Source organism: Paenibacillus sp. MER TA 81-3 (assembly GCF_023713585.1).
Taxonomy (GTDB): Bacteria; Bacillota; Bacilli; order Paenibacillales; family Paenibacillaceae; genus Paenibacillus_B; species Paenibacillus_B profundus.
Map to the genome: position 1 here is coordinate 304,873 of NZ_JAMAWB010000007.1, position 26,415 is coordinate 331,287.

22 protein-coding genes and 8 tRNA genes are annotated in these 26,415 nt (G+C 51.4%); 1 reads left to right on the top strand and 29 read right to left on the bottom strand.

All coding sequences use genetic code 11. The features are described 5' to 3' along the window. Positions 1-39 precede the first annotated feature (39 nt). From M3650_RS12550 to M3650_RS12595, 10 genes are all read right to left on the bottom strand, one after another. Positions 40-1,998: a tetratricopeptide repeat protein gene (locus M3650_RS12550; RefSeq protein ID WP_251575122.1), complete on the bottom strand. Its 1,959-nt coding sequence runs from the start codon at positions 1,996-1,998 to the stop codon at positions 40-42. A 205-nt stretch (positions 1,999-2,203) separates the two neighbouring features. Further along, positions 2,204-3,154, bottom strand: a complete 951-nt coding sequence (locus M3650_RS12555) for a ribose-phosphate diphosphokinase (protein ID WP_251575124.1) — start codon at positions 3,152-3,154, stop codon at positions 2,204-2,206. Positions 3,155-3,524: 370 nt separating this feature from the next. Beyond that, positions 3,525-4,220 carry a bifunctional phosphoribosyl-AMP cyclohydrolase/phosphoribosyl-ATP diphosphatase HisIE gene (hisIE, locus tag M3650_RS12560; protein ID WP_251575128.1) on the bottom strand — a complete coding sequence of 232 codons (696 nt, stop codon included), beginning with the start codon at positions 4,218-4,220 and terminating at the stop codon, positions 3,525-3,527. After that, a complete protein-coding gene (gene hisF, locus M3650_RS12565; RefSeq protein WP_251575131.1) occupies positions 4,217-4,975 on the bottom strand; it encodes an imidazole glycerol phosphate synthase subunit HisF in 759 nt (252 codons plus the stop codon). The genes hisIE and hisF overlap by 4 nt, the downstream gene beginning before the upstream one ends. A 19-nt stretch (positions 4,976-4,994) precedes the next feature. Then, positions 4,995-5,741, bottom strand: a complete 747-nt coding sequence (hisA, locus tag M3650_RS12570) for a 1-(5-phosphoribosyl)-5-[(5-phosphoribosylamino)methylideneamino]imidazole-4-carboxamide isomerase (protein ID WP_251575133.1) — start codon at positions 5,739-5,741, stop codon at positions 4,995-4,997. Between the two features lie 49 nt (positions 5,742-5,790). Next, the gene (gene hisH, locus M3650_RS12575) at positions 5,791-6,414 is read right to left on the bottom strand and encodes an imidazole glycerol phosphate synthase subunit HisH (RefSeq protein WP_019421945.1); all 624 of its coding nucleotides are present in this window, start codon (positions 6,412-6,414) and stop codon (positions 5,791-5,793) included. A 3-nt stretch (positions 6,415-6,417) separates the two neighbouring features. Further along, complete coding sequence (gene hisB / locus M3650_RS12580; protein ID WP_251575136.1) at positions 6,418-7,026, bottom strand: imidazoleglycerol-phosphate dehydratase HisB; 609 nt, start codon at positions 7,024-7,026, stop codon at positions 6,418-6,420. Positions 7,027-7,079: 53 nt separating this feature from the next. Beyond that, positions 7,080-8,357: a histidinol dehydrogenase gene (gene hisD, locus M3650_RS12585; RefSeq protein ID WP_251575137.1), complete on the bottom strand. Its 1,278-nt coding sequence runs from the start codon at positions 8,355-8,357 to the stop codon at positions 7,080-7,082. Between the two features lie 55 nt (positions 8,358-8,412). Then, positions 8,413-9,051, bottom strand: coding sequence for an ATP phosphoribosyltransferase (gene hisG, locus M3650_RS12590; protein ID WP_251575139.1), 639 nt, complete (start codon positions 9,049-9,051; stop codon positions 8,413-8,415). Between the two features lie 27 nt (positions 9,052-9,078). Further along, a complete protein-coding gene (locus M3650_RS12595) occupies positions 9,079-10,203 on the bottom strand; it encodes an ATP phosphoribosyltransferase regulatory subunit (protein ID WP_251575142.1) in 1,125 nt (374 codons plus the stop codon). 709 nt (positions 10,204-10,912) lie between these two features. Here M3650_RS12595 and M3650_RS12600 point away from each other — a divergent pair. Beyond that, positions 10,913-11,110 (top strand): hypothetical protein, encoded by a 198-nt coding sequence (locus M3650_RS12600; protein WP_251575143.1) that lies wholly within the window; start codon positions 10,913-10,915, stop codon positions 11,108-11,110. Between the two features lie 86 nt (positions 11,111-11,196). On the opposite strand, the gene M3650_RS12605 is transcribed toward M3650_RS12600, so the two are convergent. From M3650_RS12605 to M3650_RS12695, 19 genes are all read right to left on the bottom strand, one after another. Continuing rightward, entirely contained in the window at positions 11,197-12,381 is a 1,185-nt protein-coding gene (locus M3650_RS12605; RefSeq protein ID WP_251575145.1) for an acyltransferase, read from the bottom strand. Between the two features lie 45 nt (positions 12,382-12,426). Then, entirely contained in the window at positions 12,427-13,671 is a 1,245-nt protein-coding gene (locus M3650_RS12610; RefSeq protein ID WP_251575147.1) for a polysaccharide deacetylase family protein, read from the bottom strand. Between the two features lie 188 nt (positions 13,672-13,859). After that, positions 13,860-14,354, bottom strand: a complete 495-nt coding sequence (locus M3650_RS12615; protein WP_251575148.1) for an acyltransferase — start codon at positions 14,352-14,354, stop codon at positions 13,860-13,862. After that, positions 14,351-15,004 carry a pyrophosphatase PpaX gene (ppaX, locus tag M3650_RS12620; RefSeq protein ID WP_251575151.1) on the bottom strand — a complete coding sequence of 218 codons (654 nt, stop codon included), beginning with the start codon at positions 15,002-15,004 and terminating at the stop codon, positions 14,351-14,353. Before ppaX ends, M3650_RS12615 begins: the two co-directional genes overlap by 4 nt. A 3-nt stretch (positions 15,005-15,007) precedes the next feature. After that, positions 15,008-16,177 (bottom strand): prolipoprotein diacylglyceryl transferase, encoded by a 1,170-nt coding sequence (lgt, locus tag M3650_RS12625; RefSeq protein WP_251575157.1) that lies wholly within the window; start codon positions 16,175-16,177, stop codon positions 15,008-15,010. Positions 16,178-16,222: 45 nt separating this feature from the next. Next, the gene (gene hprK / locus M3650_RS12630; RefSeq protein ID WP_019421934.1) at positions 16,223-17,161 is read right to left on the bottom strand and encodes an HPr(Ser) kinase/phosphatase; all 939 of its coding nucleotides are present in this window, start codon (positions 17,159-17,161) and stop codon (positions 16,223-16,225) included. 417 nt (positions 17,162-17,578) lie between these two features. Further along, positions 17,579-18,700: an ABC transporter ATP-binding protein gene (locus tag M3650_RS12635; RefSeq protein ID WP_019421933.1), complete on the bottom strand. Its 1,122-nt coding sequence runs from the start codon at positions 18,698-18,700 to the stop codon at positions 17,579-17,581. A gap of 103 nt (positions 18,701-18,803) precedes the next feature. Next, positions 18,804-19,916, bottom strand: a complete 1,113-nt coding sequence (locus M3650_RS12640) for a PucR family transcriptional regulator (protein WP_251575160.1) — start codon at positions 19,914-19,916, stop codon at positions 18,804-18,806. Positions 19,917-20,063: 147 nt separating this feature from the next. Next, positions 20,064-21,485 (bottom strand): VOC family protein, encoded by a 1,422-nt coding sequence (locus tag M3650_RS12645; RefSeq protein ID WP_251575161.1) that lies wholly within the window; start codon positions 21,483-21,485, stop codon positions 20,064-20,066. A gap of 110 nt (positions 21,486-21,595) precedes the next feature. Next, the gene (locus M3650_RS12650) at positions 21,596-23,260 is read right to left on the bottom strand and encodes an RNA polymerase sigma factor (protein WP_251575162.1); all 1,665 of its coding nucleotides are present in this window, start codon (positions 23,258-23,260) and stop codon (positions 21,596-21,598) included. Positions 23,261-23,442: 182 nt separating this feature from the next. After that, positions 23,443-24,990, bottom strand: a complete 1,548-nt coding sequence (locus M3650_RS12655; protein ID WP_251575164.1) for a chitinase — start codon at positions 24,988-24,990, stop codon at positions 23,443-23,445. 458 nt (positions 24,991-25,448) lie between these two features. After that, a tRNA-Lys gene (locus M3650_RS12660) sits at positions 25,449-25,524 on the bottom strand. Between the two features lie 6 nt (positions 25,525-25,530). Further along, positions 25,531-25,616: transfer RNA gene (locus M3650_RS12665), tRNA-Tyr, on the bottom strand. A gap of 9 nt (positions 25,617-25,625) precedes the next feature. Beyond that, a tRNA-Phe gene (locus M3650_RS12670) sits at positions 25,626-25,701 on the bottom strand. Positions 25,702-25,756: 55 nt separating this feature from the next. Beyond that, positions 25,757-25,833 (bottom strand) — tRNA-Asp (locus M3650_RS12675). 9 nt (positions 25,834-25,842) lie between these two features. Then, positions 25,843-25,918, bottom strand: a tRNA-Thr gene (locus tag M3650_RS12680). A gap of 7 nt (positions 25,919-25,925) precedes the next feature. Continuing rightward, a tRNA-Val gene (locus tag M3650_RS12685) sits at positions 25,926-26,001 on the bottom strand. A 31-nt stretch (positions 26,002-26,032) separates the two neighbouring features. Then, positions 26,033-26,109 (bottom strand) — tRNA-Met (locus M3650_RS12690). Positions 26,110-26,132: 23 nt separating this feature from the next. Beyond that, positions 26,133-26,221, bottom strand: a tRNA-Ser gene (locus tag M3650_RS12695). Between the last annotated feature and the right edge of the window lie 194 nt (positions 26,222-26,415).

Here is a 26,415-nt window from a genome sequence, read left to right on the forward strand (position 1 = left end):
AGCACCAAGAAGGAACTTGCGAAACAACCTCTACAATAATCAGGTTAAAGTTTGCTTCAATCTATCTTCCACCTGACAGGTATCTTCCATACGTTTTACGTGCTTGGCGACCGTCGCCGCGGATACATCGTACCGCACAGCAACATCCTGATAAGACAATGGGCGACGGTACATCTTCGCTATGATATATTCCAATGCGGCCGCCCAACTCGAAGCCTTCGTAATACGAGGCACTTCATCGGGATAGAGGTGCGTAATGAACTCAATCCACAGCGTCTCCGCATCGTGCATTTGAAAGAGGTCGTATTCCTCTTTCATATAGTCGCGCACCATATCCAGCACTTGCTGCCAATGCGGCTCCCAGGTTGGCAGACGATTGGCGATATGGTTGCTGCTTATTTGTATCCGTTCACCGTCCCACTGCACATCGATAGGACCCTTAACCCCTAACATGCGCAGGACATATAGCGTAACCTGCTTGATATAAGCATCTTGGTCCGGGTCAAGCAGCAGCGTCCGCAGCGCTTCCTTCGCTTCCTCGTCTGCCAGCAGGCTCATTGCTTGCAGCGCCTGAAGCCTCACTTCCGGCTCACCGAACCGAAGCGCCCAGAACAGAGAGGAGCGCACGAGCGGATCGGATTTGATCTGCTGCTCCCAGTCCTCCTCATAATCCATCGTGGATGCCGATTCCTCCATCCGCTTCCGGGCTGTGGAGCGAGTGGCGCGTTCCTGCGCCTTCCGGCTCGTCTCCTCGTACGGAAGTCGATAATGATAGCTTGGCATCGGATCGAGTCCGCCTTCTCCCCGCTGCTGCAATTGTTCCAAAAAGTATGTCGCAACGCCAGATTCAGGATCCAGCCGGCGGCAAGATGCCCACCATCGGGCCGCCTCGTCATATCGGCCCATATGGCATGCTGCCACCGCTGCATAATGATACAAGCTTGGCTCACGCTGCATCCCCCTTGCGACCAGGCGGTGCAGATGGCGATAGGCTTGCTCGTGTTCGTCGAGTATACCCATCGTCGTGGCTAACTTGAACACATGTTCACGGTGGAACGGCTCGATCTTGACCAGTATATCGATCAGCGCCCGCACCGTATCCTCGTGACCGGCATGGCGCTCGAATATGGCCAAATTGCATAATGCATGCAAGTTGCCCAAGTCCCGCTCCAATACCCCGTTCAGCATCTCACGCGCTTCATCGAATCGGCCCATGTAATAATAGGCTAGCGCTAAATTGTTGCGTGCAGCCAAAAAATCGGGATCGGCCTCCAAAATTCGCTGCAGAACTTTCTCCGCTTCGACAAATCGCCCTGCTTCCAATAGAAGGCGGGCCTGCTCATGATCCTCTACTGTCTGTTCTAGTCCATCCGGAGCATCCGGCGCATTTGCCGTTCCATTCGCATCCCCGGCAGCATGCATACCTCCAGCAGCTTCGTAATCATTTCTTTCTGCCAAAAATTCATCTTCCGCTTCACCGTTCAAAGACCCGGAAAAAGACTCTTCCACAGAAATGTCCTCTGCCGAATTCGTTCGGCGAGCCGGATTAAATGGGCGATTCAATTCGTAATGAATCATTTCCAGCATCTCTTCCGCCTCTTCGGCGTATACGCCGTGACGATCTCGAGACAGGTACATCTCTAGCATTATTTCGGATTCCTCGAATTGTTCCATATAAGCGAGGTTGTTCGCCATATAGTAATAGCACTCATTCATCTCCGGATCGAGTTCATTTACAATATAGGCTAAGATTTGATTCGACTCTTCGAAGCTCCCTGTTTCCGCGAGCGCCCCAGCCAAGTTGCATTGGTGAATCGGGTTATCCGATTCACATTCAACCGCCTTGCGAAAATATCTCAATGCCTTGTCGTAGTGCAGCCGATCCAGCGACTTTACCGCGCGCTCCGAGAACGCGACAGCATCGGCCGGGAACCCTACCACATTGTCCTGTTCCATCACGTAATCCTTTTTTGTACACAGTGGCTTCTGTTCTGCCATCGCCAAGGCACCTCCTGACACGTCATTTTTGTACACATACCCCCCAGTATAACATAATGACGCGCATTTCCCTCATCCCTTTCACGAACCTTCATAAGGAAAAATAGAGCCCTTAAAACTGCGACAGGCGGACCAATTACGGAAGACGCCTGCGTTAGCAACGAGCAAGTCCCATCGCTGAAAACGATCCCCTGCTATTAATTACCTACACGCCTTTGTACTTAAACAGCGTGCTGATCGATCCGCCGTTCGTAATGATGCGCGTCGCTTCCGCAAGCAGAGGCGCAACGGACAATACGCGAATGACATCGGAACGCTCTTCCGGAAGCGCTATGGAGTCCGTTACGATAACCTCGCGAATGTTCGGGTGTTGAAGCTTCTGCAGCGCCTCCCCGCTGAACAGCGGGTGCGTGGCGCATACGAATACATCTTCCGCCCCGCGTACCTTCAATCCATCGACTACGTTCACAATCGTGGAACCGGTATCAATTAAGTCCTCGATTATAATCGGGGTGCGTCCCTTCACGTCTCCGATGACATGCGTAATGACCGCTTCATTGTGGGCAGGGCGCTTCTTAATCATAATAGCGAACGGTGAATCCAGTTGATCGGCAAGCTTCTCCGCGGTGGATGCCCGTCCAGCATCCGGCGACACGATAATCGGGTTGGCTATCTCTTTCTCCTTCAGGTAGCCGCTGATTAGATCTAGCGCTGTCAAGTGATCGACCGGAATGTTGAAGAAACCTTGGATGGCGGACGCATGCAAGTCAATCGTAATAACGCGTCCAGCGCCAACCGTCGTCAAGACATCCGCTACCATCTTCGCCGATATCGGCTCCCTTGGCGCTGACTTGCGCTCCTGACGGGCGTAGCCGTAATAAGGAACGATAATGTTCACCGTACGGGCAGAAGCCCGCTTCGCCGCATCGATCATGACGAGCAGTTCAACAAAGTGCTCGTTAATCGGATGGGAGAAGGATTGAACGAGAAATACATCGCAATTGCGGATCGTCTCTTCAAAGTGGACGTAAATCTCTCCGCTCTGAAAGCGGGACAGCTTCACATTTCCTAGCGGCACACCCAATTCCGAGCAGATATGTGCGGCGAGCTTCGGATTGGATGAGCCAGAGAAAATGCGTAATTTACTACTCGGCATACGGTAAGGTTCCCCCTCATATTGAGAAAATGAATACCTCGGCCTCAAACTCCACTCGTCTACATGACACCTTATGCGTTGGGACCATTCTAAATGATTCCTGTTTTCAGTTGATAATAATTCTAATCTTATTATACCGATAATCTCGTGTTCTATCAACGAACAAACACGACATTTGTCCCCCTCGCAAGCAACCTTCACAACTTGTTCAATCACAGCCGCTGCCTTTGAACACGATTATGCAAACGGCTTCAGTTCATCCTCTATTCTCCGCTCCATAATGTCATGACAAAAAAGGCAATTCACCCGTTATCTTCTTAGTTGAGAAGACAGCTAGGGCTGAATCGCCTTAAAAAGGAAGGTAATCCTCTTACACTTTTCCGTGCTCGTCATACGTATCCCGTCGTGGCGCCTGATGTCTCCGTTTCAGCTCAGCCAGCACGTCATCCAGAGGCAGCTTGCGCTCGCGAAGAAGGACGAGCAAGTGGAACAACAGATCGCCTGTCTCATTCCGCAGCTCGGTGTTATCGCCGTTCTTCGCAGCAATGATAACCTCGGCTGCTTCTTCACCGACTTTTTTCAATATTTTGTCGATGCCTTTATCGAACAGATACGACGTATATGCCCCATCCGGGCGCTCCGCCTCACGCTCTGCGATCATGCGTTCCAGGTCGGAGATGATAGACAGCGGCGGGGCAGATTCGCTGCTCTCCTGCTCCGCGCATACATCGAAGAAGCACGTATAGCTTCCCGTATGACAGGCCGGTCCGTTCGGCACCACCTGCACGAGCAGGGTGTCCCGATCGCAATCCGCTGATACCGATACGATGCGCTGCGTATTGCCGGAGGTCGCGCCTTTATGCCATAACTCTTCACGGGAGCGGCTCCAAAATACCGTCTCTCCCTTTTCACACGATAACTTCAGCGACTCCCGATTCATATACGCCACCATCAGCACTTGCTTGGAAGCCGCATCCTGCACGACCGTCGGAATCAAGCCTTGTTCGTTCCATTGCAGCTGATCTGCAAGTTCTTCCCGCTGGATAGCGGTCTGCATTGCTGTCATCGCACATTCACCCCTTGTTCTCGCAGCGCTGTCTTCACTTCTGCTATCGACACTTCTTTGTAGTGGAAAATAGAAGCCGCAAGCGCCGCATCTGCATGCCCTTCTGCGAAAGCTTCTACAAAGTGCGCCGCATTCCCTGCTCCACCGGAGGCGATGACAGGAATGCCAACTCCATCCGACACAGTACGGGTAAGTCGAATGTCAAAGCCATCCTTCGTTCCGTCCGCATCCATGCTCGTCAGCAGAATCTCGCCGGCCCCGAGCTGCTCCGCTTCCTGCGCCCATGCCACGGCACGAATACCAGTCGGAGTGCGCCCTCCATGTGTGTATACTTCCCAATCACCCCATGCATCGTTATACCTTGCATCAATCGCGACGACGATGCACTGAGAACCGAAGCGCCGCGCACCTTCCGTAATAAGCGATGGCTGCTTGACCGCGGCCGTGTTGATGCCGATCTTATCCGCTCCTGCGCGCAAAATTCGCATCATGTCATCTACATGGGAAATACCACCGCCAACGGTAAATGGAATGGAGATTTCCCCTGCTGTCTGACGAACGACCTCTATCATCGTCGTTCGCCCTTCCACCGAAGCGGAAATATCGAGAAAGACCAACTCGTCAGCGCCTTCACGGTCATACAGCGCCGCTAGCTCTACCGGATCACCGGCATCGCGCAATTGGACGAAGTTCACGCCTTTGACGACCCGGCCGTCCTTTACATCCAAGCATGGAATTATCCGTTTCGCTAACATGTCAGCCCCTCCGTTTCATCTATCCGTTGTCGGTGGCAAGCGCAAGCTTCACCGCTTCTGCTAAATCGATGCTTCCCGTATACAGCGCTTTGCCGACAATCGCTCCTCCGACGCCATCTGCCGAATGCGCGGACAGCTTGCGCAGATCATCCAGATTGCTGACGCCTCCGGAGGCGATAACCGTCTGGCCGGATGACTTCGATAAAGCGACGATTGCCTCGACGTTCGGGCCTTTCATCATGCCATCGCGCGAAATATCGGTAAAAATAAAGGTTTCTGCACCGGCACCAGCAAGCTCGCCAGCGAGCACTTCAGCCTTGACCTCCGACGTTTCGAGCCATCCACGCGTGGCAACATATCCGTCACGGGCGTCTATCCCGATCGCGATGCTCCTGCCATAACGCGCAAGCGCTTCTTCCACAAACGCACGGTCTTCAATGGCAGCCGTGCCGAGAATGACGCGCGCCACGCCGGCTTCAAGCAGACGTTCCACATCGGGAAGCGTGCGCAGGCCGCCGCCGACTTGAACAGGTACGTTGACGGAACGCGCAATGTCGGCAATAAGTCCGTCATTGACCGGGTGTCCGGCTTTCGCGCCGTCTAGATCGACAAGGTGGATCCAAGCAGCCCCGTCTGCTTCCCAACGCTGGGCTACCTCTACAGGTTGATCGTCATAGACCGTCTCCCGGCCGTAATCGCCTTGCACTAATCGCACGCATCGGCCTCCTCTAATATCAATGGCCGGATATATCGTAAATGCCGCCATAAGCTGTTTCGCCTCCTAGTTTAGATGTAACCGAGTCATTTCCGCAGATCTAATTCCTTGCGTTGCCTGTTAGCTTCAGGAACCGAGCGAGAAGCTGCAACCCGAGCGATCCGCTCTTCTCCGGGTGGAACTGCATGCCGTACACATTATCCCGCCCGACGATGGATGTGACCTGCTTCCCGCCATATGAGCAGGTTGCGATCACATCGCTTGCCGAGCCCGGAAGCACGTGGTAGGAATGGACGAAATAGACGTGTCCCTCTTCCAGCCCTTCCGTCAACGGGTGTGCCGGCTGCCGCCACTTGAGCGGATTCCAGCCCATATGGGGCACTTTATAGGAGCCCCCTTCGAATCGCGTGACGCGCCCTGGCAGAAGTCCAAGCCCTGTATGCTGCCCGTGCTCTTCACTTACATTGAAGAGAAGCTGCATGCCAAGGCAAATGCCGAGTGTCTGCTTCCCGGCTTGCACCGCCTTGCGCAGCGCGTCATCCAAGCCGCTGTCCTGCAAGGCTTGCATGGCATCGCCGAAGGCTCCGACTCCAGGAAGAATAATGCCGTCCGCGGCAAGCATCTCTGCAAGCGAATCCGTAACTTTGACGTCATATCCAAGCCGTTCAACCGCTTTGCTCACGCTGTGCAAGTTACCCATCCCGTAATCGATGACGGCGATCATGGGCTAGAGCACCCCTTTCGTAGAAGGCACGCCCTGCACCCGGGGATCGATGGAAGTTGCTTCGTCTAATGCACGGCCTAACGCTTTGAATACCGCTTCAATCATATGGTGCGTGTTCTGCCCGTAATGCACGATGACATGCAGCGTAATCCGGGCCTCCAGCGCCAGCTTCCATAGAAATTCATGCACAAGCTCCACAGTGAACGCACCGACCTGTGCAGAAGGATACGAAGCCCGATACTCGAAATGCGGACGATTGCTTACATCAATAATGACTTGCGCCAATGCCTCGTCCATCGGCACGAATACGGACGCGTAACGTCGAATGCCTGCCTTATCCCCCAGCGCTTCCTTCAGGGCAAGTCCAAGGCAAATGCCGATATCCTCCACCGTATGGTGATCATCAATGTCGATGTCTCCCACCGCCTTGACCTGCAAATCGAAATGTCCGTGCTTCGTAAACAAATCGAGCATATGATTCAAGAACGGAACGCCGGTGTCGTGCCGGCTGTTGCCTGAGCCATCAACGTGAAGCGATAATTGTATATCCGTCTCGTTCGTCTTGCGAGCCATGTCCGCTTGGCGAACGCGATTTGCAGCATTTTGTGTCATGTGTGGTTCCGCCCTTCTATCCGAAAATGATCTGTAGATTATCGCAACAAGGTTCAATCCCGCAGTCGTACCTCTATCGCACGCGCATGCGCCTCAAGGCCTTCATGACGCGCCAGCTCCATAATCGTCTTGCCGTTCGCCAGGAGCGCTTCCTTGCTGTATCGAATCAGACTTGATTTCTTCATGAACATATCGACATCGACCGGAGAAGAGAACCGGGCTGTCCCGTTCGTCGGAATAATATGATTCGGTCCGGCAAAGTAATCCCCGACCGGCTCGGAGCTATAAGCGCCGAGGAAGATGGCCCCTGCGTTCTCAATCGATCCGACCCATTCCATCGGGTCTTCCGTCAAAATCTCCAAATGTTCAGGCGCTATCTCGTTGACCATCTTTACGCCTTCGCGCAAATCGTCCACGATGAGGATCGCTCCGTATTGCTCGATTGATGCCGCCGCGATATCCCGACGCGGCAGCACCGCGAGCTGGCGCTCTACTTCCGCCGATACCGCATCGGCGAGCGATGGGGAATTCGTAATAAGCACCGCTGACGCCATCTCGTCATGCTCTGCCTGCGAGAGCAGATCTGCCGCGACGTAAGACGGCCGGGCGGTCTCATCGGCCAGCACCACAATTTCGGAAGGACCAGCGATGCTGTCGATATCGACGACGCCGTATACTTCCCGCTTCGCGAGCGCCACATAAATGTTGCCTGGTCCGCAAATCTTGTCGACCGGCGCAATCGTCTCCGTGCCGTATGCGAGCGCGGCGATGGCCTGTGCGCCGCCGACCCGGTACATCTCCTTCACGCCCGCTTCCGCCGCGGCCACGAGAATGTATGGATCGATGCCATCTGTGCCGCCGGTTGCAGGCGGCGTAACCATGACGATCTCCGGCACCCCCGCCACCTGGGCGGGAATGACATTCATGAGAACGGAGGACGGATAAGCCGCTTTGCCGCCAGGCACGTAGACGCCTACCCGCTTAAGTGGACGTACAATCTGCCCGAGCAGCGTACCGTCTGGCTGGAATTCCATCCAAGAGGTGCGCTTCTGCTTCTCATGGAAGCGGCGAATATTATCCGCGGCCTGCCGGATAGCCGTCAGGAACGATTCTTCCACCCGCTTGTATGCCGCTTCCACGTCCGACTCCGTAATGCGCAGCTGTTCGGAAGAGATTTCAACCTTATCGTGCATTAAAGTATACTCCTGGACAGCCACATCTCCCTTTTGCCGCACATCACGCACAATACGCTTCACCGTTTCAATCTGCTCAGGGGTGCCATAGTCCACTTGGCGCGTCATTCCCCAGTCAGCCGCCTTCACTATCCGCATCGTTTCTCCCTCCATTTTGACCATGAGTGTATATCTATAGTTCCAATTCCTACAATTACAACGTTATTTGCGGTGAAATGACCGCTTGAAGCCGATCGCACAACCCTTGAATGAGTTCATTTTTCATGCGATAGCTCACTCGGTTCGCGATAAGGCGGCTCGTGATGCCGAACATCTCTTCCAACTCGACCAAGCCGTTCTCCTTCAGCGTCTTCCCCGTCTCCACCATATCTACAATCCGATCCGCAAGCCCGATGAGCGGGGCCAGTTCTATCGATCCGTTCAGCTTAATCACTTCGACCTGCTGACCCCGTTCACGAAAATATTGGGAAGCAACGTTCGGATACTTCGTTGCGACCCGCAAATGAATGACCGGCTTCCACAGAGGGAGTCCGATAACCGACATGCGACAGCGGGCAATGCCGAGATCCAACAGCTCGTATACGTCCTTACTTTCCTCCATCAGGACGTCTTTGCCCACGATACCGACGTCCGCTACACCATACTCCACATATGTCGGCACATCCACCGGCTTCGCCATGATGAATTGCATCTGCGCCGCAGGGACATCGATAATTAATTTGCGCGAATCATCCTCATCCTCAGGCACTGACAGCCCGGCTTCTCGAAATAAAGCCGATGCTTGCTTATAAATACGCCCTTTCGGCATAGCTACCTTTAGCCAGTCTTGCATAAGTGGCACCCTCTTTCCGTATTGCGGTCAATTCAACTGATCCACACGCTGCGTGATGACAATTCTGCCTTCGGCCCGCAGCCGGGCCGCTTCCGTCAACGCCTCTCTGCGGCACAGTTCGTCATAATGGATGATCGTGGCGGCTGCTCCACGTTCGTTATCCTGCTGATCGGACGATATAGCATCCATAATGCGCGTCGTCTTAAGTGCGAAGCCCGTAGCTGGCGCTGAACGCCCGAATTGCTGCAGTAAATTATCATACCGCCCTCCGCTCATTACCGGAAAGCCCATCTCGGCTGCATAGCCCTCAAAAATCATGCCTGTATAATATGAAAAGTCACCCATCATCGTCAGATCGAGTACAATATGCTCGCTGACACCGTAAGCTTCAAGCACTTCCCACACCTGCTCCAAATGAAGGAGGGAAGCCTCCATAGCGGGCTCATCGGCTATCCCCCGTGCGGCTGCCAACACGCTTCGACCGCCCCGCAGCTGAAGCACGGCTTCCAATCGTTCCTTCTGTTCAGCCGTCACCGTCAAGGCGCTCACCTGCTCGCGGAAGCCGACCACATCCCGCTGTACGAGGCACTGCTTAAGCCGTGTCTGCGGCTCTCCGCCCTGCGGCAGCGTATATTCAAATAAACCTTGCAAATACCCGTGGTGACCGAGAGCAACCTTAAACCGTTCGATTCCCGTCGCCTTCAGACACGCTATCGCCAGCGCGATCACTTCCGCGTCAGCTTCTGGAGCTCCATCACCGACCAATTCGGCTCCCGTCTGATAGAACTCTGCTTCCCGACCCGCCTCTTCCTCCATGGAACGAAACACGTTAGCGTGATAAGACAGCCTAATCGGAAACGGTTCCTTGCCCAGCAGCGAGGACACGACGCGCGCTATCGGGGCCGTCATATCGGAACGAAGCACCATCGTCGTTCCCCGTTGATTCAAGAGCTTGAACAGCTTATGATCCGAAGTGGAGCTTGCCGTGCCTACCGTATCATAGAACTCCATCGTAGGAGTAATAATCTGCTTGTATCCCCAGCATTCCATCGTGTGGAGCGCTTCACGCTCGATATACCGCAGCTTGCGCACGGCTTCAGGCAAATAATCACGAACACCTGAAGGTTTCTCGAACATTCTTGGCTTTGTCATCCTGTCACCCCGCCCTTGATGCTTTAATGTGTTAATATATTACCAAGTTACCTTATTAGCAAATTGAAGAAATTAAAAGTATATTATCACGGAACGAACGACGCGTCAATCCTTTCCATTCTTCAGTTCCTCTCAAAACTCCCTCCTACAGAAGGACCTTGCTCAGGCAGTCCACTTACGGAAGCATCCTCTCGACCAGTGCATGCTCAGACAATTGTGCGCAACCGCTTGCTCTCCGTTAAGGAAGTCTCCTTTAAAAGCCCTTTTGACCACTCTCCCAACTATTCAGAAAATGAGCACAATATCATTGGCCGATTGACAAAGCTCATCCTTACTTAACAGTAGTTATTAGCCTATTCCTCCATCATAACAACAATATTTTTTACCAATCCGTATGCATCGGCCCCAACATTCACACACCATGCGTCTATTAAACTTCAACATATTTTCAAATGTTTTTCTCGCATGCAGAATAGACCATCCGATTGAAGATGATCTCTAAACAACTCAAATATAAAACAATATTGATTCCACGATGCAACCTCGGTCGACTTGGCTGCGCTCACCATGCACTTTGCAAATACCAGTTGACTTGGCTCACAGTACCATGGCTCGCCTTCCTGCTGTCAACTCCCTAGCCATTCACTACATGTCCGAGTCAATCATTACGTACCGAGCCTTTCATCGCACAGTCTGAAGCATTGGGAGAGTGGCCAAAAGGGTAAATCGCTACAGGATGGCGTTCGAACGCGAGAGCGAGTTTTCCGAAATGCGCACACGGAAGAGAGAGACCGCAGCATTCGAGTCCACACCGATTGACTGGCCTGCGTATTTTGTCGAGAAACCAGTTAACGCCGCATTCTTCTCGGCTGAAGGCACCTTCGGAACGCTTTATGAGGATGAATAACCGTATTCAGAGAATGGTTTTATCCAACGCTAAAAAAGCCGCCTGCGCATTTGCACAGACGACTTATCCTCCTTCTCGAACCCTTCTCAAGCGCCCGAGCTGGTTGAGCTTACAGATACCCTCGAGCTTCGGCGTCTATTAGCCAACGATCGGCTTGGAGGGGCGCCCAACCCTACCCATGCAAAGGGAATAAAGCTGAACGCAAGCGATACAACGAGCCACGACATGCCGAGGGCAAACATATATCCACCGGCTAAATAGATCGGATACAGCAGCGATTTGCCCTGATGCCAAGGCACCTGTCGATAAACGGCAAGAAAGATGGGATGCACCAAATAGATGCCAAAAGACAACTCCCCCAATCGAACCATCGCACGGCGCAATAACTCCGGCAGCCGGCGTTCCAAATAAAAGGCCAACTGCATGAGAACGATAGCCGACAACAGTGTATGAACGTTCCATAATAGCTCGTAAACTAGCGAATCCATAATGCGCCCTGTAGAACGGGTCCAGAACCAAATCTGTACATGCAGAAGCGCGCATACGAGCCAGCTTGCCCACAGAAGAGCCGTTCCGATACGGTAAGACCTTTGCACGCCCTTTATTCCCAACGAGCTTAACCATGGTCGCACGCGCTCGTAATTCAATCCCAAATAAGCACCCAAGAAATAATAGCTCATATACGACAACGCAATGCTGCCTTTCGATACAACTTGCAAATCATATTTATTCCATACGACAAATCCCCACTGGAGCAACAACCCAAGAGGAATCGCCCAGGCCGTTATTTTCCGTGAGCGGAACAGCTGCAGCACTAGCGGGAACAAAAGATAGAACTGAATGCTGATGAAAACAAAATATAAGTGGGTATACGCTGAACCGGTCAGGATTTGAGTGACAAACGTCCGTATCATCTCATCCCAGCTTCGATCCGTGTAGATCGTCGTATGTACGAATGTAAAATAAAAGATTGAACTAAGGATATACGGAATAATGACATACCGCAGTCGATTGCGATAAAATTTCTTGAGCACGGACGACTGGAGCATTTCCCGCCCGCCATAGTTATAAAATAAGACAAAGCTGCTCAGCAAAATGAACGTCGGTGTACCGTATTTGAAAAAAATATTAAAAAACGTGTACCCATAATACATTTTCGATCGAGTCATTTCTACAGCCGCATCCGACGTTGCATGGACGCTTATTACACCAAGCATGGCCAACGCACGAACGATAGGTATCGCTGTTATACGCTCCTTGCGTGCCGCCATCTTCATCCCTCCCTTTGAAGCTTGTCCTCTATACCTTTATTGTTATTATCCAGTAAATAAGCGTACTCTTTGCAAAGAGGAATCGATTTGGAAGTGCAGTCCGAAGGAATCCCGAATCAAGCTTAGTGGTAAATACCACTTTCCGTTCTTTACGATAGGTGTACGATCCAAGCCCAGTGCCGTACCATTCCATTTGACGACATACGGCGATTTGGCACGGGACAGCTTCGTCCTCAGGCCCCGGTTGCGCATTTGCTCAATCAAGTCAGCCGAATGAATCTGCTGATTGCCAGCATTGATGCGGTAACCGTTCAGCTTCGAGCGCTGGTTAATGCCCGGCTTTACCATAAATGTTATGTGGATCCCAAGTTCCCTGCACGCCTTAAGCACATCCTGGGTATAAGCCCCGTATGGAAATGCAAGCACGCTCTGCTTGTTTCCGAGCATCTCCTTCAGCCGCAGTTCGGCGGTGCCCAGATCACGCTTGATTCGGGCTATATATTCCTTGTCCGTTTCCAACCTCTGCTCCTTCGCTAGATACAGATGGCGGGTCAGCATCGGTCTCTGTTTTCCTCGTTGATCAATCGAAGCGTAGGCGTGTGAATCATATGTATGGCTATAAAAGCTCATCCCATGCTGTTTCATTTCCCTCATTTGCTCCCAAGTCAATTTGGGACGCCCTATCTGCTTGCGGTTGTCGATCGAGGATACGATGACGAAATTGGTAGCCGTTATACGATATTTTAACAAGATAGGATACACTTCGGTATAAAAACTCTCATACCCATCGTCAAAGGTCACTAAAACGGCATTCGGCGGTACCGTTCCCCCGTGCAGCATAAAATTTATGTATTGCTCCATCGTAATAAAGTGAAAATTGTCATTTAGCATGTGCTGCAGTTGATCTTCCAACTGGTCTGGTGAAATGAACGTCATGTGACTCGGATTTTTCTCTATGTTGTGGTACATCACAGTAATAACTTCATCCCGATAATAAATAGGCTCGTAATTCCAATGTGATTTCCCATTCGCCGTTGATGACAGCTGCAACTCGTTGCCCCTGGCCTGGACTTTAATCCCGTAGGCTTGGGCCAGCACATCGGTTGGAATGTACCACTCATCTCCCATCTGCACTGCGAACCTGTCTTCGTGTGCCTTCCCTTCCCATTCAATCTGGTACGATAATGCTCTAGCTCCATCCTCTTCTGTGAGCACGGTCGAGCAAAGGACAGCTAAGAGCAGTAGGGCGACTGCTGCGCGTTTCATCCACATCACTTTAATTTCCCTCATTTTCCTGTCATTACATACATAACAAACTAGCATAATTCTTCTGTATTGTCATTCCTATTTTTCATACAGGATACCCAAACTCCTTGAATTGCTAAGACCCACAGCATCTCAAGTAAAAAAACCGGAAGCTCTGGCTTGGCCATTTCTTCCGGTCTACAGTTATGCTATTCTGCCTGCTGCTGTGTATTCTAAGTTGAGTGAGAGGATTCGCGGATGACCTGCATCGGATTGCCGCCTACCATTTGTCCAGGCAAGACGTCCTTATGCACAATCGTTCCCGCAGCTACTACGGCGCCGTCTCCAATGGTCACTCCGGGCAAAATCGTACTGTTTGCTCCGATCATGACGTTGCTGCCGATCCGAACGGTTCCGAGTCGATACTCATGGATCAAATACTCGTGCGCCAAGATTGTGGAATTATACCCGATAATGGTATTGTCTCCGATCTCGATGCGTTCCGGAAAAAATACATCCACCATCGCCATCAGACCGAACGCCGTGTATTGCCCCACTTTCATATGAAGCAATCGGCGGTAAATCCACAGCTTGACCCGTAAGGAAGGGCAGTACCTAGCCACTTGGATGCATATGAAATTCCACATGCCTTTCCAAGGACTAACCGTGCGGTATATTTGCCACAAGCTGTTCGGGCCTTTTACAGGATGCCGCTCAACGTCTCTCACCCTTCATCCCGCTCCAATCCGACGATCGCGTACAAGTCGCGCATGTCATGAATAATATGGCGAGGCTCATACTGACGCAGAACCGATTCTCCCTTCAACGACCACGCCACGCCGCAGGATATCGCACCCGCCGCATTGGCGGATTGAATATCTGCAGGGCTGTCCCCCACCATAAGTGTGGTAGCCGGATCGGCCTGCAGCGCCTCGATAGCCTGCAGCACCGGTTCAGGGTGCGGCTTAGGCTGCTTCACGTCCTGAATGGTAACAATCGTACCCATTTGCTCGTACAGCCCGAACATGCGCAGCGCCCGCTCGGTCGTAAGACGCATCTTCGTCGTTACGACCCCGAGCCGTATTCCATGGCGATGCAGCGCTGCAATGACTTCAGTGACGTGGGGGAATTCGCGCACCAGCTCATCATGGCGGGCAATGTTATATTCCCGATAAGCCTCTACAAGATCATCCACCTGTTCCATCCCCGTAAAAATACGGATTTGATGGTCCAATGGAAGCCCCATGCTCGGAATAATCTGCTCGCGCGCGAACGGAGACGGCGTCTTGTCTTTCAGCACATGCAGGAAAGTCTGGATGATAAGCTCATTCGTGTCGATAATGGTGCCGTCCAAATCAAATAATACCGTTCGAATCATATGCTAAGTCTCCTTCGTCTGACTGTCAGCCTCCGGCGCGTTCATCGAAGCATCGTCCGTCGCAGGCTCATCGCTCTCTTGCTCAAGAGCATCGTCCGCCTCGAGGGACCCGGAATCGGAATCCGATATACGATCCGGCTCCTGCCTTGGCTTATTCTCCTGCATTGCCGCAGAATTCACGGCATTGTTCTTCGCGTCACTAGCTTGAGTGCTGCTGGTGCTAGTTCCTTCGCTCTGTTGAGGCGCAGCATTTGCCTGCATACGCGCAGATGTAATTGGCGAACTGTACAGGGTATTCGCCGCTCCTGTTGCACGCCGGACAATGATCAGAATAATTCCCGCCACGATGAGGAAGATGGCGAGCAGCTGCGAAATACGCACGTTTCCGTAGTCGGGATCCAAGAAACCTGGTTCAAATAAGACGTACATCGGTGACCATAATGCATCCACCAATGATACGACCCAGTCCGAGCCTTGATAGGCCAAGCTGTCTGTACGCAAGCCTTCGATGAAGAAACGGCCAATCGAATACCATATCAAGTAGCTGATGAACACCTCTCCGCTGCGAACACCGCGCAGCCGGCGCAGTCCGAACAAGAGCAGGACGCCGACGAAGCTCCATACCGATTCATATAAGAATGTCGGATGATGAAACGTCCCGTTCACATTCATTTGATTGACAATAAAGTCGGGCAGATGAAGCGTGTTGCGCAAGAAGGACTCAGAGGCTGGTCCGCCGTAAGCTTCTTGATTGACGTAATTGCCCCAACGTCCGATCGCTTGTCCGATAAGCAGCCCGGGCGCGCAGAAGTCAGCGATGCGCCAGAAGCTGTACCCCTTTTTCCTTACATAGATAAGGGCACAGATGACCGCACCGATTAAAGCGCCGTATATCGCAATGCCCCCATGCCAAATTTTAAAGATTTCAAGCCAGTCATCCTTATAATCGTCCCATTTGAACGCGACGTAATACGCACGCGCGCCCACAAGGGCGGAAGGTACGCCGAACAATAATAAATCCATGAAAAAATCTTGAGAAATGCCGAAGCGTTTCCCTTCACGAATAGCCAACAACAGACCGACCAGTGCTGCCGTACCAAGAATTAGGCCGTACCAATGCACCTTCAGCGGTCCAAGCTGAAAGGCTATCGGATCGAGCAACAATGTTGCCATCCTTCACACTCCTTCATTCATCCCATTTACACGCATGCAGCGAAATCAATCGAAATCTTCCATATCCTCTGCGATCGTTTCCGTCAGCTTATTGGTGAACTGCAGCGCCGCGTTGTAGCCCATGCGCTTCAGCCGATAGTTCATCGCAGCCACCTCGATAATTACAGCCAAGTTCCGTCCGGGACGCACCGGAATCGTCACAAGGGGAACATCGGTATCAATGATGCGCGTCTTCTCCTCGTCAATTCCGAGACGGTCATATTGCTTATCTTGCTGCCAATTCTCCAACTTAATGACCACGCTAATGCGCTTGTTATTACGAATCGCCCCTGCCCCGAACAAGGTCATGACGTTAATAATGCCGATACCGCGAATTTCAAGCAAATGGCGAATCAGTTCTGGTGCGGAGCCATGCAGTTGAAAATCAGAAGTTTGCCGAATCTCTACGGCATCGTCGGCGACAAGCCGGTGTCCCCGTTTGACAAGCTCCAGTGCGGTTTCACTTTTTCCGATTCCGCTGCCTCCCGAAATGAGCATTCCAACACCGTATACATCGACCAGAACGCCATGAATCGTCGCGGTCGGCGCTAACTTTTTCTCCAGAAAGTTCGTAATGCGGCTCGATAGAATCGTCGTCGCCATTTGTGAGCGCAGCAAGGGAACCTGCTGTTCTTGACAGACGTCAATCAGCTCCCGGGGCACATCAAGCCCTCTCGTCACAATAATGCACGGCATCTCCTCGGAGCAGAACAATTGCATCCGTTCTCGCTTCGCTTCCGGCGATAACGTCTCAAAGAAAGATAATTCCGTCTTGCCAATGAGTTGAACCCGTTCTTTCGGATGGTATTCAAAATACCCGGCCATCTCCAGCCCAGGACGATGCAGATCATCGACTGTAATCGGTCGTTTCAAGCCTTGCTCGCCAGCCAATACCTCCAGGTGGCACTGCTCCACCATTTCGGCAACTTTCACCTTCTTGGCCATCGTCGTTCACTCCTTCGTCTGGCGGCACTTCATTCATCTGTAATCCCATTGCGGCGAAGTGCCCTTACCTCATTGTAATCATCGTAAAGGAAAACGACGTGCAAATCAATGTGCCAGTTCTCGCAATGACAACCTGCTCGGGACAAGAACCGTACAGATAGAACAGAAAAGGACTCCTAAGTCGTTCTCCAATCTAATTGTGGGCTAAATAGGTTCAACTTAAATAGATCGCTTTTTCAATCTATGAAAAATACTCGTTTACAAGGGAATGAGTTGCTGCTGTTCTGAATAAAGGGGAGAGTAGAGCAAGGCTCGAACGGGCGTACCTTCTCTGGGAGGGAACATGACTCCGAGGCGGAAACATGCACTATCCAAAAAAAGGCTAGCCGGAATGGCTAGCCTCTGTATTTTCGTTGATTAGTTTTCGAACAGGTTCAATTCTGAGTCTTTATCAAAGACATGAACTTTATTCATATCGATGGCAAGCTTCACATTTTGACCTTCTTTCGAGTTGGAACGTCCGTCAACACGTGCGATGATCGTCTCTTTGCCTACGCCTGTCAAGTAAAGGAACATTTCATGACCCATGTTCTCCGTAACATCAATGGAAGCCGTGAAGATGCTGTTAGGCGATGCTTCCAAGAATACAGGCTCTTCGTGGATATCCTCGGAGCGAACGCCGAGAATAACTTCTTTGCCGATGAAGCCTTTTTCTTTCAGCACTTGTGCTTTACCTGCAGGTACGACAACATCCAATCCCGGTGCCTTGAAGCGGAAATTACCGCCTTCTTCAGACAAGGTGCCATTAATAAAGTTCATTGTCGGAGATCCGATAAATCCTGCAACGAACATATTCAATGGGTTATTGTAGAGGATGTCTGGTGAAGCCGCTTGTTGAATGATACCATCTTTCATAACAACGATACGGTCACCCATCGTCATTGCTTCGATCTGGTCATGGGTTACATAGATAACCGTCGTTTGCAGACGTTTTGCCAGTTTGGAAATTTCAGAACGCATCTGACCACGCAATTTCGCATCCAAGTTGGAAAGCGGTTCGTCCATCAAGAATACTTGAGGCTCACGGACGATAGCACGGCCGAGGGCAACACGCTGACGCTGACCACCGGACAATGCCTTCGGTTTGCGGTCAAGCAAGTGCTCGATGTCGAGAATGCGAGCTGCTTCACGTACACGTTTATCGATATCTTCTTTTTTGAATTTACGCAGTTTCAGACCGAACGCCATGTTCTGATACACGTTCATGTGCGGATACAACGCGTAGGATTGGAACACCATCGCGATGTCGCGGTCTTTCGGAGCCACGTCATTAACTAGGCGATCGCCGATGTACAATTTACCTTCGGAAATTTCTTCAAGACCCGCAATCATACGGAGTGTTGTAGATTTACCGCAACCGGAAGGACCTACCAATACGAGAAATTCCTTGTCTTGAATGTCCAGATTAATGTCTACTACCGTTGGATTGTCGGAACCCGGATACTTTTTGTAAATGTGCTCTAAACGTACGCCTGCCATGTGCGTTTCCCCCTTAAACATTTTTATCATGAAATCGGTTACTTATATCTTAACTAAACCCTGTACAAATAACTATACACAAGTTGCACAAAAAATGAATGTCCTATTTCGTTACTTTGTACAATAGCAAAATGAGCTTCACTAATACGGCGTCCGTAAACTTGCGCACATCCAGTCCTGTTTCATGCTTTATTTTGTCCAGACGGTACAGCAAAGTATTACGATGGATATATAATCTTTTGGCCGTCTCGCTTACACTGCAATCATATTGAAAAAAAGTTCCAAGTGTTGCCATCGTCTCTACATCTGTGAAGCTGTCCGCCTTCGTCACAACACGTTGCAGGAATTGCTTGCGCACTTCGTCCGAAATACTGTTCACGAGACGCTCTAGGTGTAGCTCCCATGGCAAATGTATATTGTCCGTTACATGAAACGTACGTCCCAAATAAATGGTCTCCCGCAACTGAGCTACGACGCCTGGCATACCTTTCACCGGTGAGAATGGGTATCCAATAGACAAATGGCTTTCGCCAACCCATTCATTCGCGAGCAGCTCATACAATCCGAGGCAGAACGATGTCAGCAGTTCTTCCATCGTTTCCCTCTCGTCTTCGTCATCATCTGCTTCATTCGCTTGGGTCAGCTGTTCCGGACACAAAATAAACCATTCTTTTTCAGATAGCGGAAGCAGAATGAGATCGCCTCCAAAATAGGATTTCATCAATCTATATAAATCCTTGTAACCAGGACCTTCCCGGTGCGCATGTTCTGCAACAAGCAGGAACGGTACGACTTGGGTGAACATTTTGTTTTTCCAGGAAAATGTATCAGGAACCTCTGCGCTTCCATCGCCTTCCCTCATACGTTCGATAATCCATTGTCCCAACATTAGCGCCTGCTGCTCATCGCCCAAATGCGTGCTGGGAAGCACAGGCTTCGGCTGGTGCTCCATCCAGAGGATGAGCTCGATCCATTGCCGTTCCTGTTCCGTTAAATCATGTTCATCTACCTGCATGAGTTCTGTTGTCGATGTACCTGACTTCCACAGCAGCACCCAGTTGCTGTTACGCTGATGCATGACTACGGGAGCCGATGACTGCCGCTCGAAGTCCTGCGCCTTCGTCCAATCGTGCCACTCTTCGGTTGGTACTGACAACGGCACCAACTTCTTGCCGAGAATTCGTTCGATATGCAGCTGCAAAGCTTGCTTTTCCATGATTGTTCACTCCGCCCATTCGTCCGTCTTCTTTTGTCTCATTGTATCATAACTGAGCGTATCCCTTCAGCATCCCCCATTTGTACAAAAAAAGCAGCCTGCTCCTCTACTTAGAGTCACAGGCTGCTGCACATTATGATAACGATACTATATTAACGTTACAACTTCCACCGACTTTACAACAAGCGCGCTTCCTTGATCAGGTCCGATACCAAGCCGGAAGCTGCACCCGGAGAAATCCCCTGTATGCTCTAGCCTAACTTCTCCATCCACAGTAATCGTCGCGCGGTCCGACTCCATTTTCCAGATCACTTCCGTCCATTTATTCGGCAGTGCCCCCTTGCCCTCCGCCCAAGTCTCCTCTTTGGTAATCGGATCGATGAAGCTAAGCGCTCCGCCCGTATGGAATTTCACCTGTGCAGAGGCGCCTCCATACAGTACGAGCGAGTTCGTATCCGTCCGGATGAGACTCCGACATTGAAAAGGCACTGAGTATGCCGCCTTCGTACGCGCATCTCCCCATTGATCATTATAAGACAACCACAGCCCATCTCCCGTTATGACTGGATGACAGACCTCAGCCGGGATCAATTCGTCTATCGGCTCTCCCTCGCTTGAGACGGCAAGATGCGTAACCCCTTCTGACACCGCAAGCGGCTCGACGAAGAAGGAACGTACCGTCACCTGACCATTATCACACCCAACACCGGCAAGTCCGACCGTATCTCCGAAGTAACCCTCTTGGGCATGAAACAATTGCCCGTCGAGATGTATTTCCATGGAACGTTCCCGGATCGTCCACTCGACACGCACCCATTGTCCATACGGTACAGTCCCTTTTCCCGTGTAGCTGAACGTTTTATGCAAGCTCGGGTGATTGACGTAGAACTCTTCGCCTGCTCCCCCGCTTGCAGATGGGCCATAGTTGAATGTTAATTCTCCATGAGGGCCAAACAGCAAGCGTAAACATCCAGCCTCCAGGCGAAGCGTTGTCTCTATCCGAATTGGAGTGCGGAAGGATTCATCCGTTACCGCTCTTCCCGTTAGCACCAAGCCTTCTGGCGTCAGCTCTCCCTGTGTCAAGTTACCACTTACCGCAAGCCAAGTCCCGCCGCCATCATATCGGACAGCCGCGGCCTCCATTGGTTCCGATCCGTTTCCACTCTCTGTCTCACCCGGATTTCCGCATACCATGAGCAGATTGCCATCCGGATCGCGCAGCGTAAAGAACGCCATGCCTGGATATTGTTCAATCTCCCACTCGATCGGGATGCCATTCTGCTTCGCGAATCGGTATGCGGCATGCACGTCTGGAGATTGGAACATAAGGAGCGGCCGCTCTGCCATCGATAGTCCGCGATCATATCCGTGCTGATCGAGCACGAGACCGCTCCCCCCATCCATTGTGATCTCGTGAACCTTGTCGGTTACAGACGATCGGTCGGGCAAGCCGAACAACTTGTGATACCAATTGACAGAGCGCTCCATATTGCTAACGTGCATGAATACTCCACCGATACGGTTTTTTACTGGATGAATTTGTTCTGCTGCCTTTGTCGTTTGATTCATAGTTACTCCTCCTATACGGAAATGATTCAGCTTCGAAAGCCTTCATTTCATATGGATGCGCCAAGCTCACTATTTCTTACATCATATCATTGAATATTTAAAAAAAAGATTCAGCTTCGTCCGACCTTACGCTCCAGCCAATCTGCCGCTTCTTCCAGCGCGTCTACCGCTTGCCGTTCTTCTGCAACCGCCCGTTCCAACAGCCGTACGGCTCGTTCAGCAGGACCCGGTCCAAGTGAATTGCCGCCGAACGGCAGAGGAAACAAGCGCGATAGCGCAGCCCACGCTTCCGCAACCGTCGTGTAGCTAACATATGCATGATGAACGGCCGGCTCCGCTTCCCTGCAGACATTATTCATTGTGCCATCTGTTAATCTTGCTTGGAGGAACCGCGCTGCGTTGCGTCTCGCTTCAGCCGTATAGGCAGCATGATACGCTACCGATAGCGGATCGGCTATCTTGCTTTCTCGAAAGGCTTCTATCCATGTCACATATGCGTCCAATCCGACGGCGCAGTCTGGCAGTATGGCCTTCTCGTGACCGCGTATATGGCGGACGGCTTGCACGAAGACACGGTTTAGCGTATCGCGCCATGACACCGGATGACGTGTCCCAGGGATGACTGCAAACCATTCGGCATCCGGATGATTGCGGCCAAGCTTATCGTATGGCAGCCGTTTGCCGCTTACCGTCGTGTCCGTCACCATCCATTCGCTGGCTCTGTCATCGAAGCCGCAGATGAGACCGAACTCGGCGCTTGCTACGTTCCATGCTACAATCGGAGTGCCGCGCATAATGGAGTCCTGCATCTGCTCCATCGCTCCAATCAGCTCGTCCGGCTGACGCAGAGTCAGCCCGGATCCGCCAAATATGACCGCTGAATAGCCTAGATTGCTCCAACCAAATCTCATTGTCTTCGCCCAATCAAAGGCATATGCGCTGCTCAGTCCAATATCGGGAGTCGCATATAGGCTGAAGGCGTGTCCAGACAGCCCCATCACATCGGTTAAGGAGACATTGCGGACGCCCGTAGCCAGAAGCGTCTCCAATATCGTAGCCGCCATCGTGTTATGCGCAGCAGCGAACCAATGATACCTTGCCCCGCTTACAATCCCGGATTGTTGAAGCCCCCGTTGACGGCGGCCAGTTACATATTGCGATACCTGCACTTGAAAATTCGCATCGCTCAGCTTACGCCGCGCTCGCGACAATGCGGTATAGACGGCTCCACTCTTCATCCCAAGCCGGGCAGCCACTTCCGGAATCGGCAATTCAGCCAATGCATGCGCTTGCAATACAGCACGCTCCCGCTCACCAAGCCGCTCGAACAGCCGTTCAAATTCAGCCAGTGCTTGCCGCTTAAGTTCAGCATCGGCAGGGTCTACCAGGTTTGCACGCAGATCAACTTCCTGCTGAGCCAGGTGCATCGTCTGCTCCGTATCCATACCGTCATCCATTGCCCAGCTTGTCCACCCAGCAGAGCGTGCTCTAGCAGTGCTCCTCAACTCCATCAGAGCACGATTGCGCACGATCATCCGCAACCAGGGAACGAATTTATCCGGATCCCTCAGCGTGTTAAGCTTCTGAAGCGTCTGCAGAAGCGCATCTTGCACAATATCTTCGGCCGACACAGCGTCACCTATAACGCGGCGAGCCCACATAACCATCTGGGCCCGATGGCGTCGAACCAACTCGCCGAATGCTTCCCGGTCTCCAAGACGCGATTGACTAATTAACGCCGTCAGTTCTTCCGTTCGCAAGCCGTCAATTCTCATGATGAACCCCTCCGTTCTCCACCACCAAGCCGTATCTGTCTTCCTACGTTCTTGTCTTCGTACTTATATTTAACGCCAAGTGCCCATATCCTTCCGCAACACGTTCATAAAAACAAAAAAAGCCGGACTTGATTATTCTCAAGTCCGGCTGCCATAATAAACCGATATCCACGTTCATGTTCTCATTGTTCAAAGTTGAAAGCCGATTTTACGTTGTTGGCGAACGCGTATCCGCTCGTCGCATCCCAATTGATCGACCAGGTCATCACACCGCGGAAGTTCGGATAACCTGCCTTTCTTTGCATTGAATACGTTCCGCCATACGGCGTACCCTTCACAAGATATTGGAGCGCTTTGGACACGTCCGCCGCCGAGGTGTATCCGCCCGACGGCGCGGCGCTCGGTACGGAAGGCAGGCCGATCGCCACCTGGTCCTCCCGCAGCGGTTGGAATATGTTGTTCGGATTGCGGTTAATCGGGAAGCCATACAGCAGCATTTCCGCCATGGCAACCTGGAAATCCGCCGTACCCTGATTATAGACTCGGCCGTCCAGCGCCTCATTGCCGCCAGCGTTATAATGCTGCACATGTATAAATGTCAGCTTATCACGCAGCCCGTGGATAACGGGCAAGTACGCCCCCCACGGCCCAGCGTATGAGACAATACCTCCTTGCACGTACGCGGTTTCCGGCGCCATTGTCAGCATAAAGTTCGGTCCGATATTATTGCTAAGCTGCCGGACGGCGGTAATCAGGTTTACGATTTTCGGCGTCGTCGGATTGCGGTAATCCGTATCCCCGCCGCCAAGAGAAATCGAGCCTCCCTCCAAATCAATGTCAAGCCCGTCAAACCCATAGGTTTGAATTATATTCGTCATCGAATTCACAAAATTTTGTATGTCGGTATTGTTATGAAGCTCGACCGAGCCGTTCTGCCCGCCTATAGATATAAGCACCTTTTTGCCTTGACTGTGAAGGTGTGCAATATCCGCCTGGAATTCGGCGACAGTCGCATTGTATGGCGTAAAGCTTAATGTCGAGTGGTTCCCTCCCGTCGCTTCGGCGAAAGCGACTTGAATGACATCGTACTGCGGGGATACGTTCCTTAACTTTAAAGCTGTCGAACCGTTATCGAAATTATGCCAATATCCGATCAGTAATTTATCTGGAATCGGATCAGGATTCGGCCCCACGGAGCCTGTCGTCACGGTTACGGCATTACTTGAAGCGGAGACGTTGTCCGCCGCATCCTTTGCCTTAACCGTGAATGTATAAGACGTATTCGGCGTCAGCCCGGTCGCCATATAAGAAGTGAAAGTCGTCGTTCCGGCAAGCGTCCCGTTCTTAAACACATCGTAGCCGGTTACGCCGACATTGTCCGTCGCGGCGCTCCAGCTCAACGAAACGGTCGTCGAAGCGGACCCGGTAGCTACGAGGTTCGCCGGAGCAGACGGCGCCTGGGTATCCGGGTCCGGATCGGGATCTGGATCTCCTCCTCCTTGCGCCGACCATAGTGCAGGCACGTTCGGCGGCTCCCAACCTGGAAGCGAGGTATGTGGCTGCAAGCATTTATAAGCAGTGCCGCTGTAATTGACCACATCGCCAGTCTGATAATTTGTGTTCGGTGACCATTGCTGCGCTGCAAAAGCGCTTACAGGTATTAAGGAAAACAACACGATCAACACGAACAGAAAAACAAATGTTTTTTTCTTCGTTGTCTTCATTTTCATCATATTCCTCCCTCAATCAAGTCGTTATCTTGCCAATTGGCATGGTTTCAGGCTCAAACTGTCTGGATACCGATGATTTTTCACATCAACTCTTCTAGTTCACCCTACCATGTCTCTAAGGATGCTGGCCTTCAGCCGTATATATCACCTCCCCGTCAGAATGGCATTCGCTTCCGAAATGCCGCTAATATGGCTTGCGGCTCTCCGAAGACATCTCCGAAAGTTCACAGTTTGGTCACAAAGGTTGTATCTCTAATAAACTATTTTTCAAGTGCCTGTTTCAAGGATAAATATCTACAGCAAGGGATATTATTCTATTAATCCGGACAATATCAAAAAGCCGGACTTGATTGTTCTCAAGTCCGGCTGTAAGTAATCATATTCATATATCGTGTACTGATGGTGCAATACCGTATAAAACAAAAAAACTTCAATATTATTGAAGTTGATTGTATAACTGGTGAGCCATGAAGGACTCGAACCTTCGACACCCTGATTAAAAGTCAGGTGCTCTACCAACTGAGCTAATGGCTCTTACTATGGTGGAGGATGATGGATTCGAACCACCGAACCCGGATGGGAGCAGATTTACAGTCTGATGCGTTTGGCCACTTCGCTAATCCTCCAAATTTACATGGTGGCTCGGGACGGAATCGAACCGCCGACACGAGGATTTTCAGTCCTCTGCTCTACCGACTGAGCTACCGAGCCGTATTTAGTTGAAAATACGGTTATATATCGTCCATCTTCATTCAAAAAATAAAAATGGCGGAGCTGACGGGATTCGAACCCGCGATCTCCTGCGTGACAGGCAGGCATGTTAGGCCTCTACACCACAGCTCCTTGGAAAAATGGTGCCGGCGATAGGAGTCGAACCCACGACCTACTGATTACAAGTCAGCCGCTCTACCAACTGAGCTACACCGGCATAATTATGGTGGACGCTGACGGGATCGAACCGCCGACCCTCTGCTTGTAAGGCAGATGCTCTCCCAGCTGAGCTAAGCGTCCACAAATGTATATGTTACTTTAGAGAAAATAATGGTAGCGGCGAAGGGAATCGAACCCCCGACCTCACGGGTATGAACCGTACGCTCTAGCCAGCTGAGCTACACCGCCACACTATAAACTTGTAATCACTCTGGCGGAGAGAGAGGGATTCGAACCCTCGCGGCTGTTACACCCTAATGCTTTAGCAAAGCATCCCCTTCGGCCTCTTGGGTATCTCCCCACATAGTTAAGGTGTGAAATCGCTTGTCCACCGTATTATAAGTGATTTACGAGTTACATACAAGGTTTTGCACCTTGAAAACTGAACGCGAAAGTTTCAACTGCTTCGAATCATATTGCTTAGGATAAGCCCTCGACCGATTAGTATTCGTCAGCTCCACACATTGCTGTGCTTCCACCCCGAACCTATCTACC

What these genes read in the sequence shown, in the direction of transcription:
- hisA (WP_251575133.1), bottom strand. Translation starts at nt 5,741, where the DNA reads ATGGCGGCATTTACGATATATCCGGCCATTGATATTAGAGGAGGCCGA.
- hisB (WP_251575136.1), bottom strand. Translation starts at nt 7,026, where the DNA reads ATGACACAAAATGCTGCAAATCGCGTTCGCCAAGCGGACATGGCTCGC.
- hisIE (WP_251575128.1), bottom strand. Translation starts at nt 4,220, where the DNA reads ATGACAGCAATGCAGACCGCTATCCAGCGGGAAGAACTTGCAGATCAG.
- hprK (WP_019421934.1), bottom strand. Translation starts at nt 17,161, where the DNA reads ATGGCCAAGAAGGTGAAAGTTGCCGAAATGGTGGAGCAGTGCCACCTG.
- M3650_RS12595 (WP_251575142.1), bottom strand. Translation starts at nt 10,203, where the DNA reads ATGACAAAGCCAAGAATGTTCGAGAAACCTTCAGGTGTTCGTGATTAT.
- hisH (WP_019421945.1), bottom strand. Translation starts at nt 6,414, where the DNA reads ATGATCGCCGTCATCGATTACGGGATGGGTAACTTGCACAGCGTGAGC.
- M3650_RS12645 (WP_251575161.1), bottom strand. Translation starts at nt 21,485, where the DNA reads ATGAATCAAACGACAAAGGCAGCAGAACAAATTCATCCAGTAAAAAAC.
- hisD (WP_251575137.1), bottom strand. Translation starts at nt 8,357, where the DNA reads ATGCGGATAGTGAAGGCGGCTGACTGGGGAATGACGCGCCAAGTGGAC.
- M3650_RS12655 (WP_251575164.1), bottom strand. Translation starts at nt 24,990, where the DNA reads ATGAAAATGAAGACAACGAAGAAAAAAACATTTGTTTTTCTGTTCGTG.
- M3650_RS12650 (WP_251575162.1), bottom strand. Translation starts at nt 23,260, where the DNA reads ATGAGAATTGACGGCTTGCGAACGGAAGAACTGACGGCGTTAATTAGT.
- lgt (WP_251575157.1), bottom strand. Translation starts at nt 16,177, where the DNA reads ATGGCAACATTGTTGCTCGATCCGATAGCCTTTCAGCTTGGACCGCTG.
- M3650_RS12635 (WP_019421933.1), bottom strand. Translation starts at nt 18,700, where the DNA reads ATGGCAGGCGTACGTTTAGAGCACATTTACAAAAAGTATCCGGGTTCC.
- hisG (WP_251575139.1), bottom strand. Translation starts at nt 9,051, where the DNA reads ATGCAAGACTGGCTAAAGGTAGCTATGCCGAAAGGGCGTATTTATAAG.
- ppaX (WP_251575151.1), bottom strand. Translation starts at nt 15,004, where the DNA reads ATGATTCGAACGGTATTATTTGATTTGGACGGCACCATTATCGACACG.
- M3650_RS12640 (WP_251575160.1), bottom strand. Translation starts at nt 19,916, where the DNA reads ATGGAAAAGCAAGCTTTGCAGCTGCATATCGAACGAATTCTCGGCAAG.
- M3650_RS12555 (WP_251575124.1), bottom strand. Translation starts at nt 3,154, where the DNA reads ATGCCGAGTAGTAAATTACGCATTTTCTCTGGCTCATCCAATCCGAAG.
- M3650_RS12550 (WP_251575122.1), bottom strand. Translation starts at nt 1,998, where the DNA reads ATGGCAGAACAGAAGCCACTGTGTACAAAAAAGGATTACGTGATGGAA.
- M3650_RS12610 (WP_251575147.1), bottom strand. Translation starts at nt 13,671, where the DNA reads ATGAGGGAAATTAAAGTGATGTGGATGAAACGCGCAGCAGTCGCCCTA.
- M3650_RS12605 (WP_251575145.1), bottom strand. Translation starts at nt 12,381, where the DNA reads ATGGCGGCACGCAAGGAGCGTATAACAGCGATACCTATCGTTCGTGCG.
- hisF (WP_251575131.1), bottom strand. Translation starts at nt 4,975, where the DNA reads ATGTTAGCGAAACGGATAATTCCATGCTTGGATGTAAAGGACGGCCGG.